This is a genomic window from Caballeronia glathei (assembly GCF_000698595.1).
Lineage (GTDB): Bacteria > Pseudomonadota > Gammaproteobacteria > Burkholderiales > Burkholderiaceae > Caballeronia > Caballeronia glathei.
Genome location: NZ_JFHC01000026.1, coordinates 16,481 through 32,760, shown reverse-complemented (window position 1 = coordinate 32,760; position 16,280 = coordinate 16,481). Strand labels below are relative to the sequence as shown.

At 64.5% G+C, this 16,280-nt stretch carries 13 protein-coding genes; 5 read left to right on the top strand and 8 right to left on the bottom strand.

Features of this window, described 5'->3' with window-relative positions:
• Nucleotides 1-220: 220 nt before the first annotated feature.
• Genes BG61_RS17405 through fdnG form a run of 3 tightly spaced genes read right to left on the bottom strand, consistent with a single transcriptional unit; the run spans nt 221 to nt 4,882 of the window.
• Nucleotides 221-880 (bottom strand): formate dehydrogenase subunit gamma, encoded by a 660-nt coding sequence (locus BG61_RS17405; RefSeq protein ID WP_051672594.1) that lies wholly within the window; start codon nt 878-880, stop codon nt 221-223.
• Nucleotides 877-1,803, bottom strand: coding sequence for a formate dehydrogenase subunit beta (gene fdxH / locus BG61_RS17400; protein WP_035939494.1), 927 nt, complete (start codon nt 1,801-1,803; stop codon nt 877-879). Before fdxH ends, BG61_RS17405 begins: the two co-directional genes overlap by 4 nt.
• Nucleotides 1,804-1,813: 10 nt before the next feature.
• Complete coding sequence (gene fdnG / locus BG61_RS17395; protein WP_152565223.1) at nt 1,814-4,882, bottom strand: formate dehydrogenase-N subunit alpha; 3,069 nt, start codon at nt 4,880-4,882, stop codon at nt 1,814-1,816.
• A 305-nt stretch (nt 4,883-5,187) separates the two neighbouring features.
• On the opposite strand from fdnG, the gene BG61_RS17385 reads away from it, so the two are divergent.
• From BG61_RS17385 to BG61_RS17375, 3 genes are all read left to right on the top strand, one after another.
• Nucleotides 5,188-6,507 carry a YihY/virulence factor BrkB family protein gene (locus BG61_RS17385; protein ID WP_035939499.1) on the top strand — a complete coding sequence of 440 codons (1,320 nt, stop codon included), beginning with the start codon at nt 5,188-5,190 and terminating at the stop codon, nt 6,505-6,507.
• Nucleotides 6,508-6,808: 301 nt separating this feature from the next.
• Nucleotides 6,809-7,966 carry a porin gene (locus BG61_RS17380; RefSeq protein WP_035939607.1) on the top strand — a complete coding sequence of 386 codons (1,158 nt, stop codon included), beginning with the start codon at nt 6,809-6,811 and terminating at the stop codon, nt 7,964-7,966.
• Between the two features lie 221 nt (nt 7,967-8,187).
• Nucleotides 8,188-9,195: a glycerophosphodiester phosphodiesterase family protein gene (locus BG61_RS17375; RefSeq protein ID WP_035939609.1), complete on the top strand. Its 1,008-nt coding sequence runs from the start codon at nt 8,188-8,190 to the stop codon at nt 9,193-9,195.
• Between the two features lie 67 nt (nt 9,196-9,262).
• Here the strand turns inward: BG61_RS17375 and BG61_RS17370 are convergent, their stop codons facing one another.
• The 4 genes from BG61_RS17370 to BG61_RS17355 all read right to left on the bottom strand — a co-directional run bounded on the left by BG61_RS17370 (nt 9,263) and on the right by BG61_RS17355 (nt 13,548).
• Entirely contained in the window at nt 9,263-10,123 is an 861-nt protein-coding gene (locus BG61_RS17370) for a proteasome-type protease (protein ID WP_035939500.1), read from the bottom strand.
• A 138-nt stretch (nt 10,124-10,261) separates the two neighbouring features.
• Nucleotides 10,262-11,059 carry a transglutaminase family protein gene (locus BG61_RS17365; protein ID WP_035939502.1) on the bottom strand — a complete coding sequence of 266 codons (798 nt, stop codon included), beginning with the start codon at nt 11,057-11,059 and terminating at the stop codon, nt 10,262-10,264.
• A 28-nt stretch (nt 11,060-11,087) separates the two neighbouring features.
• A complete protein-coding gene (locus tag BG61_RS17360; RefSeq protein ID WP_035939503.1) occupies nt 11,088-12,041 on the bottom strand; it encodes an alpha-E domain-containing protein in 954 nt (317 codons plus the stop codon).
• Nucleotides 12,042-12,141: 100 nt separating this feature from the next.
• On the bottom strand, nt 12,142-13,548 hold the full coding sequence (locus BG61_RS17355; protein WP_035939505.1) for a circularly permuted type 2 ATP-grasp protein: 1,407 nt from the start codon (nt 13,546-13,548) through the stop codon (nt 12,142-12,144).
• A 294-nt stretch (nt 13,549-13,842) separates the two neighbouring features.
• Here BG61_RS17355 and BG61_RS17350 point away from each other — a divergent pair, with 294 nt between their 5' ends.
• Entirely contained in the window at nt 13,843-14,565 is a 723-nt protein-coding gene (locus BG61_RS17350; protein WP_035941759.1) for a hypothetical protein, read from the top strand.
• Nucleotides 14,566-14,640: 75 nt separating this feature from the next.
• On the opposite strand, the gene BG61_RS17345 is transcribed toward BG61_RS17350, so the two are convergent.
• Entirely contained in the window at nt 14,641-15,540 is a 900-nt protein-coding gene (locus tag BG61_RS17345; protein WP_051672593.1) for an alpha/beta fold hydrolase, read from the bottom strand.
• Between the two features lie 147 nt (nt 15,541-15,687).
• Here BG61_RS17345 and BG61_RS17340 point away from each other — a divergent pair, with 147 nt between their 5' ends.
• Entirely contained in the window at nt 15,688-16,251 is a 564-nt protein-coding gene (locus BG61_RS17340) for a CGNR zinc finger domain-containing protein (RefSeq protein WP_035939509.1), read from the top strand.
• The last annotated feature ends 29 nt before the right edge of the window (nt 16,252-16,280 follow it).

Below are 16,280 nucleotides of genomic sequence, written 5' to 3'. Positions count from 1 at the left end.
GACCGCCCGTCGGCGCCGCGCCCGTGCCGTGCAGGGGGCAGCGGTTCGCGCCGAAAGCGCCCGCAAAGGATAGCAGCTTCCGTCGCGGCGCGTGGCCAGCGAACGTGACGGCCGGACGACCTTTCGAAAGGCCTGCCTGCAACAAAAAACCGCCGCCCCGCAAAGGGCGGCGGCCGGCTTCGGTGATGCACCGGGCTCACCGGAAACAGCGGAAAAACAGCTACTTTCCGATGATTTCCCTGAACCACCGCGGATGGTGCTTGCGCGCCCATCCGTAGGTCACGGTGCCGCGCACCATCGCGCCTACCGAGCCCTTCACCCAGATCGCCGCGTAGATATGCACGACGATCCCGATGATCAGCAGCCACGCCGCAATCGCGTGGACGACCGACGCGAGCCGGATGATCCCGATCGGGAAATAGAACGAGAAGTAGCGGCGCCAGATCACGATGCCGCTCACCAGCAGCAGCAGGAGACACGCGACCATCACGAAGAACAGCACCTTCTGGCCGGCGTTGTAGCGTCCGATCTCGGGCAGCCTGTCCTCGCGGTTGTTGAGCACGTCGCCGACCTGCTTCATCCACTGCATGTCGTCCTTGTCCAGATAATTGTGATGCCAGAAACGCAGCATCAATATCAGGAACGAAAGGAACATCACGACGCCGACGAACGGATGCAGAATGCGTGTCCACTGCCCGCCGCCGAGCACGAAATACAGGAACGACATCGCCGGATGGAACATGGCGAGCCCGGACAACGCGAGCAGCACGAAGGTGATCGCGGTGATCCAGTGGTTGGTGCGCTCGTTCGGCGTATAGCGGACGATCAGGCGATTGCCCTTCACGTCCCTCAACTCGTGGTTCAGGTCATCGTGCTTCATGAGCGCTCCTCGTTGCGACCGTGCTTGGCCTCGTCGGCTTCGCGCGCTGCCACCAGTTCGTCTTCCTCCGTCACCTCGTTCGGACCGACCCGGGTGTAGTGGAAGAAGCCCGCCAGGGCGGCGACCGCGACGCCGGCAAGCGCCAGCGGCTTCGCGAGCCCCTTCCACAGCGAGACCAGCGGACTGATCGACGGATTCTCGGGCAGGCCGTGATAGAGCGTGGGCTTGTCGGCGTGGTGCAGCACGTACATCACGTGCGTGCCGCCAACGCCCGCCGGGTCGTACAGACCGGCGTTCTTGAAGCCGCGCTCCTTCAGGTCCTCGATGCGGTCCTCCGCCTGCGCCTTCATGTCCTCCTTGGTGCCGAACATGATGGCGCCCGTCGGGCAGGTCTTCACGCAGGCCGGTTCCTGCCCGACCGCAACGCGGTCGGAGCAGAGCGTGCACTTGTATGCGCGATGATCCTGCTTCGAGATGCGCGGCACGTTGAACGGGCAGCCCGTCACGCAGTAGCCGCAGCCGATGCAGTTCTCTTCATGGAAATCGACGATGCCGTTCGTGTACTGAACGATCGCCCCCGGCGACGGGCACGCCTTCAGGCAGCCCGGGTCCTCGCAGTGCATGCAGCCGTCCTTGCGGATCAGCCATTCGAGGTCGCCGGCCGGATTCTCGTACTCGGTGAACCGCATGACGGTCCACGAGTGCTCGGTCAGGTCGCGCGGGTTGTCGTACACGCCGATCGAATCGCCCACTTCGTCGCGCAGGTCGTTCCATTCCATGCAGGCCGTCTGGCACGCCTTGCAGCCGATGCACTTCGACACGTCGATCAGCTTCGCGACCGTCCCCGTGACGGGATCGCGGACCTGCGGCGTGGGCGTCGTGGTAGCGGAGACGCGTTTGATATCGAGTGATTGCAGAGCCATCTCTTTCCCCTTATGCCTTCTCGACCTTCACGAGGAACGACTTGAATTCCGGCGTCTGGGAATTCCCGTCGCCCACGGAGGGCGTCAGCGTATTGACGAGATAGCCCGGCTGCGTGAGGCCCTTGAAGCCCCAGTGCAGCGGGAGACCAACGGTCTGCACTTTCTTTCCCTCGATCGTCAGCGTCCTGATGCGCTTGGTGACCACCGCCACCGCCACGATGTGCCCGCGGTTGCTCGACACCTTCACCCGGTCGCCGGCCACCACGCCCACCTCCTTCGCCAGCTCCTCGCCGATCTCCACGAACTGCTCCGGCTGGATGATCGCGTTCATGCGCGCGTGCTTGGTCCAGTAGTGGAAGTGCTCGGTCAGACGATAGGTGGTCGCCGTATGCGGGAAGTCCTTCGCCGTGCCGAACGCGGCCCGGTCGTCCGGGAACACGCGCGCCGCCGGGTTGCTGACGGCCTCCTTGGTGTTCGGATAGAGCGGGTTGTAGCCGAGCGGATTCTCGAACGGCTCGTAATGCACCGGGAACGGACCTTCGTTCATGCCGTCGCGGGCGAAGAAGCGCGCCACGCCTTCCGCGTTCATGATGAACGGGTTCATGCCGTTTTCAGGCGGCTCGTCGGCCTTGAAGTCGGGGATGTCCGGGCCGCTCCAGGTCTTGCCGTTCCACGCGATCAGCTTGCGCGTCGGGTCGAAGGGCTTGCCGGCGAGGTCGCACGACGCGCGGTTGTACAGCACGCGCCGGTTCGCCGGCCACGCCCACGCCCAGCCGAGCGTCTGGCCGATGCCCGTCGGGTCGGAGTTGTCGCGCCGGCCCATCTGGTTGCCCGCCTGCGTCCACGATCCGCAGAAAATCCAGCAGCCCGACGCGGTCGAACCGTCGTCGCGCAATTGCGCGAAGCTCGCGAGCTGCTCGCCCTTCTTCGCGATGACCCTGGTCTTGTCGACGGGATCGGTGACGTCGGCAAGTGCCTTCCCGTTGAACTCCATCGCGATTTCTTCGGGTGTGGGGCTCTCCGGGTCCGCGTACGGCCAGGTCATCTTCAGGATCGGATCGGGGTACTTGCCGCCCTTCTCGCGATACGCCTGACGCATGCGCAGCCACAGCCCGGACATGATCTCCAGGTCGCTCCTCGCCTCGCCCGGCGGCTGGGCGCCCTGCCAGTGCCACTGCAGCACGCGGCTCGAACTCACGAGCGAGCCGCGCTCCTCCGCGAAGCACGAAGTTGGCAGGCGGAACACCTCGGTCTGGATCTTCGCCGGATCGACGTCGTTGAACTCGCCGAAGTTCTTCCAGAACTCGGACGTTTCCGTCGCGAGCGGGTCCATGATGACGAGCCACTTCAGCTTGGAGAGGCCGAGGCTGATCTTCGCCTTGTTCGGCGCGGCGGCGAGCGGGTTGAAGCCCTGCGCGATGTAGCCGTTCATCTTGCCCTGCGCCATCAGCTCGAACACCTGCAGCATGTCGTAGGACTTGTCGAGTTTCGGCAGATAGTCGAAGCCGAAGTTGTTCTCGGCCGTGGCGTTGTCACCCCACCAGGACTTCATGAAGCTCACGTGGAACGCGCGGTAGTTCTTCCAGTAGGAGAGCTGGTTCGGCCGCAGCGGCTGCGCCGCGCGCTTCGTGATGTAGGCCTCGTAGTCCTGTTCGCCTTCCATCGGCAGCGTCATGTAGCCGGGCAGCAGGTTCGACATCAGGCCGAGGTCCGTCAGGCCCTGGATGTTCGAGTGCCCGCGCAGCGCGTTCATGCCGCCGCCCGCGATCCCGATGTTGCCAAGCAGGAGCTGCACCATCGCACCCGTGCGGATCATCTGCGCACCGACGGAGTGATGCGTCCAGCCGAGCGCGTACAGAATGGTGCCCGCGCGGCCCGGAACGGCGGTGGAGGCGAGCATCTCGCAGACCTTCAGGAATTTGTCCTTCGGCGTGCCGCACGTCTTCTCCACCTGCTCGGGCGTGTAGCGCGAGTAGTGCTGCTTCATCAGGTTGTAGACGCAGCGCGGATGCTGCAGCGTGGGATCGACCTTGGCGAAACCGTCGTCGCCGCGCTCGTAATCCCAGGTGGATTTGTCGTAGTTGCGCTTTTCCGGGTTGTAGCCCGAATAGATCCCTTCATTGAACGCGAAGTCCTCGCGCACGATGAACGAGAAGTCCGTGTAGTTCTTCACGTACTCGTGCTGGATCTTGTCGTGCGTCAGCAGGTAGTTGATCACTCCGCCGAGGAACACGATGTCCGTGCCGGTGCGAATCGGCGCGTAGAAATCCGCAACCGATGCGGTGCGCGTAAAGCGCGGGTCGACGACGATCAGACGCGCCTTCCTGTGCGCCTTCGCCTCGGTCACCCACTTGAAGCCGCACGGGTGCGCTTCAGCGGCGTTGCCGCCCATCACCAGAATTACGTCCGCGTTCTTGATGTCGACCCAATGGTTCGTCATCGCTCCACGGCCAAACGTCGGGGCAAGACCTGCCACCGTCGGGCCGTGTCAGACACGCGCCTGGTTGTCGAACGCGAGCATCCCGAGACTGCGGATCGTCTTGTGCGTCAGATAGCCGACTTCGTTGCTGCCCGCCGACGCGGCGAGCATGCCCGTGGTCAGCCAGCGGTTCACCTTCTTGCCGTCCGGCGTGGTCTCGACGAAGTTCGCGTCGCGGTCTTCCTTCATCAGCACGGCGATGCGGTCGAGCGCGTCTTCCCACGAGATGCGCTTCCACTCGTTCGATCCGGCCGCCCGGTACTCGGGATACTTCAGCCGGCTCGGGCTGTGGATGAAGTCGATGAGCGCCGCGCCCTTCGGGCACAGCGTGCCGCGATTGACGGGATGGTCGGGGTCGCCTTCGATATGGATGATGCTCGCCTTCGCGTTCTTGGCGTTGTCGCCGAGACCGTACATCAGGATGCCGCAACCGACTGAGCAGTACGGGCAGGTATTACGGGTTTCCGTTGTGCGCGACAGTTTGTACTGACGGACTTCTGCGAGCGCGGGAGCCGGCGAGAAGCCCATCAGGGCTAGACTCGATCCGGCGAGCGAACTCGCTGAGACCTTCAGGAACTGGCGCCGGGACATTTGCAACATGGCCGCCTCGGCTAAATATGTGGGGTACCCCGATTATATGGTCTTCACTCAACTCTCGCCGGGGCGGCGCGGGCGAAGCGATACACGGACTTACACGTATACGGCGCCTTTGACGCTTTTTTGAGCTTCGCCGCGCCCTTCCCGCAGAACATTCGCACGCTCCCGCCATGCCCGGCCCCCCGCCGGCCCCTTGTCCGGCGCGGCCTCGCGCGTACCCGAACGCGCGCGCTGGAACGGATTCTGCTCTTGACGGACAGGCATTCAGCACAGCGAGCGCCCCACCCATCGAACAGCCGAGGTCCGCGATGAGCACCCTCTCCACGCAGAAAATCCAGGCCGTCGTCAAGAAGGACGCTTCGTGGGCGGTCGGCGCCCTCAGGAAGTTCGGCGAAGACCGCTGCGCCGCGATGGCCGCGAGCATCGCGTTCTACTCGGCGTTTTCGCTCGCGCCGACGCTCGTGATGGTGATCGCGGTCGCGGGCTGGGTGTTCGGCGCCGAGGCCGCGCGCGGGCAGCTGTTCCATCAGGTCAATGGCCTGATCGGCGACCAGGCGGCGGCGGGCGTGCAGAGCATCGTCGAGAACGCGCACCGCAGCGGCGGCACCGGCATCGCGGCAGTCATCTCGTTCCTGCTGCTCGCGATCGGCGCATCCGCGACGTTCTCGTCGCTCAACACCGCGCTCAACCTCGTGTGGCCCGTCTCGGGCGACCAGAAGTCGAGCGTGTTCGCGATGGTGCGCGTGCGGCTCATCTCGTTCGGGCTCGTGCTGGGCGTCGCGTTCCTGCTGATCGTGTCGCTCGTGCTCGACACTGCGATCCAGGCCGTCGGCCTGTGGCTTTGGGGCGATTCGCCGTTCGTGATCATCGGCGACGTCGTGCAGCTCGTGGCGGGTCTCGCGGTTCTGTCGGTCGCGTTCGGCGCGCTGCTCAAGTTCCTCCCCGACGCCACCGTGCAATGGCGCGACGCGCTTGTCGGCGGCGCCGTCGCGGCGGTCCTCTTTTCCGCGGGCAAGAAGCTGTTCGCGTTCTACCTGACCCACGCGGGCACCGCAAGCGCGTTCGGCGCGGCAGGCTCGCTCGCCGTGCTCCTGATGTGGCTGTACTTCTCGGCGGCGGTCCTTCTGCTCGGCGCGGAGTTCTCGGCGGCACGCGCGCGCCTGCACGACCCGCGCGGCGCGTGGGGCATGCAGGGCGGCAACGTGCCCCCGGGCAGCCGCGCGAAGATCGGCTCGATGCTCGCCTCGTCCACCCGCGACGTGGGCGAGCCCGTCGGCGGCATGCACGGCGGACCCGCCGTGCCCGCGCACGCGCGCCGCTCGATCGGCTCGCGCGCCGGGCGCTCGCAGCAACTCACGCAGCAGGCGCGCAGGAAGGTGTCCGCGCTCGCCACGGCACTTTCGCTCTCGCGCAAGGTGGCACGCGCCGAGACAACGGCAACGCGCGCCACCGCGCTCGCGATGATCGGCGCGGGCCGCAAGGCGTCGCAGGCAAACGAAATGGTGCGGCGCCACCCGTGGCGCGCGATGCTCGTCGCGGCGAGCGCAGGCATGGCCGTCGCGCTGTTGTCGCACCGCAGCGCGCAGCGCCCCTCCGGCACCCGAAAAGCGCCCCGAAACGACGCATGAAAGAGGCCACCGGCGCTCCGGGCGTGAACCCGATTTATTACGGAAATCGCGCTAATGAGCGTAACGAATTAGTAATAGCCCTTTCGCCGTCACTCATTCCGAAAGCTTTCGGAACTTTTTTGAGAGGGGTCTGTCGTGCACACTTCGCACGAAAAAACGGCTGAAACCCTTGACAGCCGGACCTGCAGGCAAAGTGTCGGTTTTTTGAGACAGGTTATTTTTTTCAGTTCTTAAGTTTTGAAACACTGCGTTATTCTCTGCGCCGGTAACAACGATTTTAATCATTCGCGTGGAGAATTCGATGAAACGATTCGCACTGACGTCCCTCTCGCTGGCCATGCTCGGCGCAGCTGGTGCGGCACAAGCACAATCCAGCGTGACGCTGTACGGCGTGGTCGACGCAGGTCTTGGTTACGTTAGCAACGCCAATCAAGCCAGCGACAGCCTGTGGGGCATGATCAACGGCAACCTGTCGGGCAGCCGCTGGGGCTTGAAGGGCACGGAAGATCTGGGCGGCGGCCTGAAGGCGATTTTCCAGTTGGAAAACGGCTTTGACCCGGGCACGGGCCAGTTGAACCAGGGCGGTCGCGAATTCGGCCGTCAGGCTTACGTGGGCTTGAGCGGCGACCAGTGGGGTACGGTGACGTTGGGTCGCCAGTACGACCCGTCGGTCGACATGGTTCAGGGCCTCACGGCAGACAACAACTGGGGCGGCATCTTCGCAACGCCGGGCGACATCGACAACTACGACAACAGCCTGCGCACGTCGAACACTGTCAAGTACGTTTCGCCGAACTACGCGGGCTTCCAGGTTGAAGGTCTGTACGGCTTCAGCAACCTGGCAGGCGCAACGGGCCAAGGCCAGACGTGGAGCGGTGCAGCAACGTATAACAACGGTCCCCTGGGTCTCGCGGCCAGCTACCTCTACACGAACAACCCGAGCGCAAACCGCGCGACCGGCTGGAACAGCCCGTCGTCGGACTCGCTGTTCAACAGCCCGGTCAACATCGGCTACCAGACGGCTCACTCGATCGGCATCGCTCGCGCCGCGGCATCGTATGCATTCGGCCCGGCAACGTTCGGCGCTTCGTACAGCTTCTCGCAGTACAAGAGCGACGGCAACTCGACGTTCCAGTCGCAGGAAAAGTTCAACACCGCCAACGCGTTCGTGAACTGGCAGCTGTCGCCGGCGATCCTGCTCGGCCTGGGCTACACGTACATGAAGGCTGACGGCGACACGTCGGCGCACTACAACCAGGTCAGCATCGGCGCGGACTACTCGCTGTCGAAGCGCACGGACCTGTACGCGATCGGCGCATGGCAGAAGGCAAGCGGCACGCAGAAGAACGCAGACGGCGTGACGACTTCCGACGCTCAGGCTTCGATCGGCTCGTATGGCTTCTCGAGCGGCGCGGACCACCAGGAAATGGTGATCGTCGGTATCCGCCACAAGTTCTAAAGTCGGCAACGGCGCGGCGCTCACGCGGCGCGCTCACGAAGACTCGCGGTATCGAACCCGCCACAGGCATTGCCTGTGGCGGGTTTTTTCATGGGCGGCGGTTTTGCGCCGGCAGCCTGCCGATGTCCGTCATAAACCGTCAAATCAACCGCACTCGCGCGGGCGACGCGGGGCGGGCGACGCAGAATGGCAGGCCTCGCGTCCGCCACGGAGACCTGAAGATGCACCCACGTTCAATCGCGCGCGTCCTTTGCACCGTCGCCGCCATGCTGGCCGCTGCCGCTTGCGGCACCCGCACGCCCCACCCGGACGGGCAGCCATTCGCGGGCGACAGCCGCCTGCCGCACATCGTGGCGCATCGCGCAGGCGCGGGCGACTTCCCCGAGAACACGCTGCTCGCTATCGAAGGCGCGCTGCGCAATCGCGCCGACATGATCTGGCTCACCGTCCAATTGAGCAGCGACGGCGTGCCCGTGCTGTACCGTCCCGCCGATCTCGCCGTCAACACGCAGGGCGCGGGGCCGGTCGCAGGAAAGCGCTTCGATGAGCTGCAGCAGTTGAATGCGGGCTGGAACTTCGAGCGCGTCGACGAAAGCGGCGCGACGCGCCGGCCTTACCGCGCGCTGCCGGTTCCCGGCGCCGGACTGCAACCGCTCGCCGTTCCCTCGCTGCGGCAGGCGCTCGAGGCGATTCCCGCGCCGCTTGCGGTGATCCTCGACATGAAGGCGCTGCCCGCCGGGCCGCAGGCCGAAGCGGTCGCGCGGGTGCTCGGCGACATGCACGCCTGGAACCGCGTGCTGATCTACTCCACCGACGCGTCGTACCAGAAGGCCTTCGCGCGCTTCCCAGAGGCGCGCCTCTTCGAATCGCGCGATGCCACGCGCACGCGGCTCGCGGCGGTCGCCCTCGCGGGCGAATGCGTGGAGCCGCCGGCCGCGTCCGCGTGGACGGCGTTCGAACTCAGGCGGAAGATGGAACTGACGGAGACGTTCACGCTCGGCGAGGCGCGCTCGCCGGTCGACGCCAGGCTGTGGACGGTGGAGTCGGTCAGGTGCTTTCGCAGCCGCACGCATGCGGACATTCTGGCGATCGGCGTCGATACGGCCGACGACTACCGCGCCGCCGCCTGTCTCGGCATCGATGCGGTATTGACGGATTCACCCCGGAAGATGCGCGCGGTGAAGGCCGGGATCGGAGCCGAAACGCCGTTGCGATGCGCGCCGCGCTGACTGGCCCGAGACAGGCAGACCGGAACCCGGGCGAGGGCGCGGCATAACTCCGCGACATAACCCCGCGCTACTCCTGCGGCTTGCTCTGCACGTTCTGCGCGAGCGTCTGCGCGGGCGCGTCGGCACCGCACGGCAGGTCGCCGATCACGAGACGCGGCACGGTGGACACCACCTGGCGCGGCCGCAGGGGCACGTCGGCGGTATCGGTCCACGACGGGTTCGGGATCTCGCCGAAAATCTGGCGCAGGCGCTCGCCCCACGTGCGATGGATCATCTGGTAGTAGTCGCTGTCGTTGTCGAGCGAGGCGAAGCGCGTGACGCGCAGCGAATTCTTTTCGTAGACGAGCAGATCGAGCGGCAGCCCCACCGAGAGGTTCGAGCGCAGCGTCGAGTCCATGGAGATCAGCGCGCACTTCGCGACTTCGTCGAGCGGCGTGGACGGCGTGATGACGCGGTCGATGATCGGCTTGCCGTACTTGGATTCGCCGATCTGGAAATACGGGCTCACGCGCGTCGATTCGACGAAATTGCCGGCCGCGTAGATCATGAACAGACGCGGTCCCTGCCCGCAGATCTGGCCGCCCAGAATGAAGCTGCAATTGAAGTCGACGCTGAATTCCGCGAGCGAAAGCGCGTCGCGCCGATGCACTTCGCGCACCGCGTCGCCGACGATGCGCGCCGCGTCCGCCATGGTCGCCGCGTTGTACAGCGTGGGACGCGCCGGGTCGGAGGGATCGGCGAGCAGATGCATGACGGCCTGCGTCAGCGCGAGGTTGCCCGCGGCGAGCAGCACCAGCACGCGCTCGCCCGGCTGCTCGAAAACCGCCATCTTGCGCGCGGCGCTGACATGGTCGACGCCGGCGTTGGTGCGCGTGTCGGAAAGGAACACGAGTCCCTCGTCCACGCACATGCCCACGCAATAAGTCATGTCGTCCTGTTCCGGAAAGATGCAATCACGCTATTGTACTGGCGCGTCTGCAGTGCCGCATTCACCGCTCCGGTGCCGCGCCGCACTTCACTGTACTTTACGGCAGATTCGCCCGCCGCTTGCGCGCCGGGACCCGGTTTACTGCTCCGTTTGTGCGTCCACGGACACATGCACCGAGAGCCGCTCCTCCTTGCCGCCGACACGCGATCCGCGCACCGGCGCCGCCGCTTCGTAGTCGCGCGCGACCGCGAGCCGGCAGTACCGTCCGCTCGCGAACCTCGTGTGCGTGACGTCCACCGACACCCAGCCGTTGTTGACCCACACGTCCACCCACGCGTGGCTCGCGGCGTGCTCCACGTCGCCCGGGTCGATATAGCCGCTCACGTAGCGCGCCGGAATACCGCGCGCGCGGCAGCACGCCAGCATCAGGTGCGCGTGGTCCTGGCAAACCCCGTTGCCGAACTCGAGCGCCTCGGCGGCCGTGCTCGTCACCTCCGTCACGCCCGGCAGATAGTTCACTCGCGTCTCGATGCACTCCGCGAGCCTGATGAGCGCCGCGGGCGAATCGATCGACGGCACGAGGTGCGCCAGTTCGCGGATCGCCGGATCGGGCTCGGTGAGCGCGGTCGGGCACGTGTAGTGTTCGAGCGGGATGGGGCCGGCGTCGTCGTAGAGGCGGCCTTCGTCGAGCAGGGTCGTTTCCACTTCGCCCGCCACCGTCAGGTGGATCTCGCTGTGCGGCTTCGTCAGGACGAGCGTGTGCAGCGTGTTGCCGTAGGCGTCGCGGGCGTAGTCGAGCTTGGCGGGCGCGTCGATATGCCAGCGCCGCACCAGTTGCGACGCGCCGTTCGCGGGCGTGAGGCGCAGTTGCTGGATCGAATACTGGACGGGCGCCGCATAGCGGTAGTTGGTGTCGTGGCGGATGGTGAGGAGCATGTCGGTTCCTTCGATAGTTCGTGCCACGTCAGGCAAGGGGCAGCATCAAGAACGAGCGCATCACGCGCATGCCGAGTTCGTCGACCCGTTTGAGGAATTGCGTCAGATAGGCGTGCACCCCGGTTTCCAGTATCTGCCGGATGTCCGCGTAGAGCACGTCCGCGCGCAGCTTGCCGCCGAAGCGCTCGCAGTCGTTCGAGTTGGGCGTGCGCAGCTTGACGAGCGTCTCGCAGACCCCGTCGAGCGACGCGAGGAGCGATCGCGGCATCTGCTCGTTGAGGATCAGCAGCTCCACGACCCGCGACGGCGTCACGACGTCGCGGTACACCTTCCGATAGATCTCGAGCGCCGAAACAGAACTCAGGATCGATGTCCAGTAGTAGAAATCCTCAAGCTGGCGCGCGGCTTCGCGCGAATTGGGCTCGGCGTCGGCGAAACGCACGTCGAGGATGCGCGCCGTGTTGTCCGCGCGCTCCAGATAGGTGCCCAGTTGCATGAAGTAGTACGCGTCGTCGCGCAGCGCCGTGCCGACCATCACGCCGCGGCACAGGTTCGAGCGGTACTTCACCCATTCGAAAAGCGTATCCGGGCTGTGCTGCAGTTCGCCCGACGCGATCCGCTCGTTGTATTCGAGCCACGTGTAGTTGATGGTTTCCCAGCCTTCCGTCGTCAGCGTGCCGCGCACGGCGCGGGCGTTTTCGCGCGTCGCGTGCAGGCAGGCGATGATGCTCGACGGATTGCGCTGGTCGGCGACCATGAAGTGCAGCATGTCGTCGCGCGAGTCGGAGTTCGGATGGCGCTCCTCGAACATCGCTTCGAGTTCGGAGATGCGCAGCACCGAGCGCTGCGCACGCGCTTCCTGCTCGGGCGTCTGCGGCAGCAGCATGCCTTCCAGGTTGATGTCAAGCATGCGCGCGGTGTTCTCCGCGCGCTCCATGTAGCGCGCCATCCAGAAAAGATGGTCAGCGGTGCGGCTTAGCATGATGGCGTTCCGTTCGCGTTGGTTCGTTCCCGAGCGCGTTCGCCGCCTTCCCGCGCGGGATGCGGCGCGCCCTTTCTGGCCGGTTGTTCTCGTTGTCCGTTCAATCCACCATCCAGGTGTCCTTGGTCCCGCCGCCCTGCGACGAATTCACGACCAGCGACCCCTCCTTGAGCGCGACGCGCGTGAGCCCGCCCGCGCACATGTTGACCTCGCGCCCGGACAGCACGAACGGGCGCAGGTCGATGTGGCGCGGCGCGATGCCCGACTCCACGAAGGTCGGGCACGCGGAGAGCGCGAGCGTCGGCTGCGCGATGTAGCCGTTCGGGCGCGCGATCAGGCGCGCGCGAAACGCCTCGATCTCGGCTTGCGTCGACGCCGGCCCGACCAGCATGCCGTAGCCGCCCGCGCCGTGCACTTCCTTCACGACGAGTTCCGGCAGATGCGCGAGCGTGTATTCGAGGTCGGCGGGCTTGCGGCACTGGTAGGTCGGCACGTTGTTCAGGATCGGCTTCTCGCCGAGATAGAACTCGATCATGTCGGGGACGAACGGGTAGATCGACTTGTCGTCGGCGATGCCGGTGCCCATCGCGTTCGCGAGCGCCACGCGCCCCGCGCGGTACGACGTGAGGAGGCCGGGAATGCCGAGCGCCGAATCCGCGCGAAAGGCAAGCGGGTCGAGGAAGTCGTCGTCGAGGCGCCGGTAGATCACGTCGACGCGGCGCGGCCCCTGCGTCGTGCGCATGAAGACGTAGTTCTCGTCGACGAACAGGTCCTTGCCCTCCACCAGTTCCACGCCCATCTGCTGCGCGAGGAACGAATGCTCGAAATAGGCGGAGTTGTACATGCCGGGCGTGAGCACGACGACGACCGGATCGTCGACGCCTTCCGGCGCGATCGAGCGCAGCGTCTCCAGCAGCAGGTCCGGGTAATGCGCGACCGGCGCGATGCGGTTCTGCACGAAGAGTTCGGGAAAGAGCCGCATCATCATCTTGCGGTTCTCCAGCATGTACGACACGCCCGACGGCACGCGCAGGTTGTCTTCCAGCACGTAGAACTCGCCCGCCGCGCCCGCGCGCACGACATCGACGCCCGCGATGTGCGCGTAGACGTCGAGCGGCACGTCGACGCCCTGCATCTCGGGGCGATACTGCGCGTTCGTATACACCTGCTCCGCGGGCACGCGGCCGGCCCGCACGATGTCGTGGTCGTGATAGATGTCGTGGATGAAGAGGTTGAGCGCCTGCACGCGCTGGCGCAGACCGGCTTCGAGCGTGCGCCACTCGTCGCCGGGGATGATGCGCGGAATCATGTCGAAGGGAATGAGCCGCTCCGTGCCCGAGAGGTCGCCGTTCACCGCGAACGTGATGCCGACGCGCCGGAACAGCAGGTCAGCTTCGGCCCGCTTGCGCGCGATGGCTTCGGGAGGCTGCGCCGTGAGCCAGCGCGAGAAGCGTGCGTAGTGAGTCCGCACGGTTTCGTCGTGACGCATTTCGTCGTAGATCTGCATCGTGTGCGTCCTTTTTGAGTGCGGGTTTCAGGGCCGCCGGGCGACGGCTTCTGGTGCGGGCCGCCTGTTTGACGCGTGTGTGGTCATTTCAGTATCGGTCGTAAGAGCAAAGGGTGTGCCATTTTTTTTGGGGTGATTGTGCGGGAGATAACGGGGTTGCCGCGCGGGAGCGCTTCAATTGGGTGCGTGGGAGGCGGTGGCGGGCGGGGATGGGATGTGGGGGATGCGCGGTTTTGGTGCGGCGTGGATAATGCCGGTCGCGTTCAGATCGACGCTTCCACGCTGGAGACCACCATGAAAAACATCGAAACTGTTCTCGCATACCTCGCGAAATGCGAACCTCACCGTTCAGATCGGGCCCGCAATCGTTCCCCGCACATTATCGACAAGATAGTACGTTTCCTCTTGTGGACCGGGATCGGACTTTTCATTGTCGCTCTCGTGCTGGCGGCAGCCGCAAAAACCCACATTGTGATCGCGAAGGGGGCACTTCTATCCGGCGCTTTGATGATCGCGGCCAGCCCACTCCTGATATTGGCAAGTGGATTCGTTCAAACACTTAGCCAAATAGCCATGGCTTTCCGTTGGAAGAAAAAGTCGCTTCAGATTTTTATGGAGGAACTGAAAAACGATCGTCGGCGTGTTCGCTTTCTCGCGCGCTCATCCGAGCATACGCTTAAAGAAGTGCAGCATTTTCTGAAGCTGAAGATCGACCGCATCGAAAAGAGGATTTCACAATTCTTTGGCGACAAGGCCGCGCTCCTCTCTCTGCTGGCCGTGACATATTCGCTTGTAAAAGACGTGGGTGGCGTCGCGTGGCTCATGGCCACGTTTCAACTCGGCTTCGCCCCGGGAAACTACGCGAACGCAGCGTGGCTCATGGCGCTCGCGTTGATTTTCGGGATTTCAATTGGTGCACTGGCGCTGAAAGTACTGCAGCGACGCTACGCCTACCAACTCGAACTTGTAGAAATGGCGTTGATCTTTCATCCCGCGAAAATCCAGACGACGTCGTGAACGGGTAAGCTATGTCCGATAAAAAAGTCCGCCAATGGCGGACTTTTTATTGCATTGTTCAAACAGCAGAACCCCTTACCCCAACAACCGCCGAATCGCCGCCGCAATCTCGTCCACGTGCGTTTCAATCGCAAAATGGCCGGTATCCAGCATTTCCACGACCGCAGCCGGAATATCCCGCTTGTACGCCTGCGCCCCGGGCGGAATGAAGAACGGATCATGCTTTCCCCAGATCGCGAGCGTCGGCGGCTGGAATGTGCGGAAGAAAGCCTGAAACTCCGGATAGAGCTTCACATTCGACGCATAATCCAGAAACAGATCCAGCTGGATATCCTTATTGCCCGGCCTTTCGAGCAAAGCCGCGTCGAGTGTATAAGACTCCGGCGCGATCGAATCCGGATTCGGTGCGCCATGCACATATTGCCAGCGCGTGCCTTCGAAATTCAGAATCGCATCCGCAATGACCTGCCGATTTTCCGCGCTCGGCTCGGACCAATAGCGGCGAATCGGATCCCACGCGTCGCCGAGCCCTTCCTCATACGCATTCCCGTTCTGCGAAACGATCGCGCTGATCCGCTCCGGCTGCGCGAGCGCCAGCCGGTAACCCGTTGGCGCACCGTAATCGAACACGTAAATCGCATAACGCGTCAGCCCCAATGCATCGACGAACGCCTCCGCCGTCTTTGCCAGCGCCGCAAACGAGTACTTGTAGTCTCGCCCGGCCGGCACCTCGGTGAATCCGAACCCCGGCAGGTCCGGCGCGATCACGCGATACCGGTCCGCCAGCCGCGGAATCAGTTCGCGGAACATGTGCGACGACGACGGAAACCCGTGCAGCAGCAGCAGAACCGGTCCGTCGGCGGGGCCGGCTTCGCGGTAGAACACATTCACTCCATCCGCTTCTATGCGCTTCAGAGCGATAGCGGGAATCGCGGGGACCGCGGGAACGGCAGGGGTGGCGGCTTGATTCGACATGACTGACTCTCCGTTGGAAGTTGACTCGACCGATCGGTTGAAACCGTTATAAGTTAAAAACAACGGTTACATCATAGCGACGCCTCGTAACTTGTCAAATAGTTTTTTAGCAGTTACATTTGAGACATCCGCTTAATAAGGCCTGTCATGCCCGACCCCATCCTGATCGCCGACCACCCCGCCCTCGACCTGCTGAACACGGTCGCGAACGTCGACGGCAAGCCGCTCGACTTCTGGCAATCCGACGAAGACGTCACGCAGTGGCTCGCGCAGGCGGGCGTGACACAGCCGGACGAAGCGCCGTCCTACCCGCCGCTCGCCCTGCGCGATGCGGCGCGGTCCTTGCGCGAAGTCGTGCGCAAGCTCGTCGCGCAACGCAAGGCTGGCGAGAAGCTCGATCTCGCCGGCCTGAACGCGTTTCTCGCACGCGGCCGGTATGAAGTACAACTGGTGGAGGACGATGCGGGGAACCTGCATGTCGAGCATCGACACGAGCAGGCGACGCCCGAGCAACTGCTGATGCCGCTCGCGCAATCGGCGGCGGAACTGCTCGCCACCGCCGACTTCAATCTCGTGCGTAAATGCGAGCATCCGGAATGCACGCTGTATTTCTACGACCGCACGAAGTCGCACCGGCGGCGCTGGTGCAGCATGGCGCTGTGCGGCAACCGACACAAGGTGGCGAGCTTCCGCCGCCGGCAGGAGAAATAGCCGTCCGGGCGCGCCGCGCCCGGTCCGCC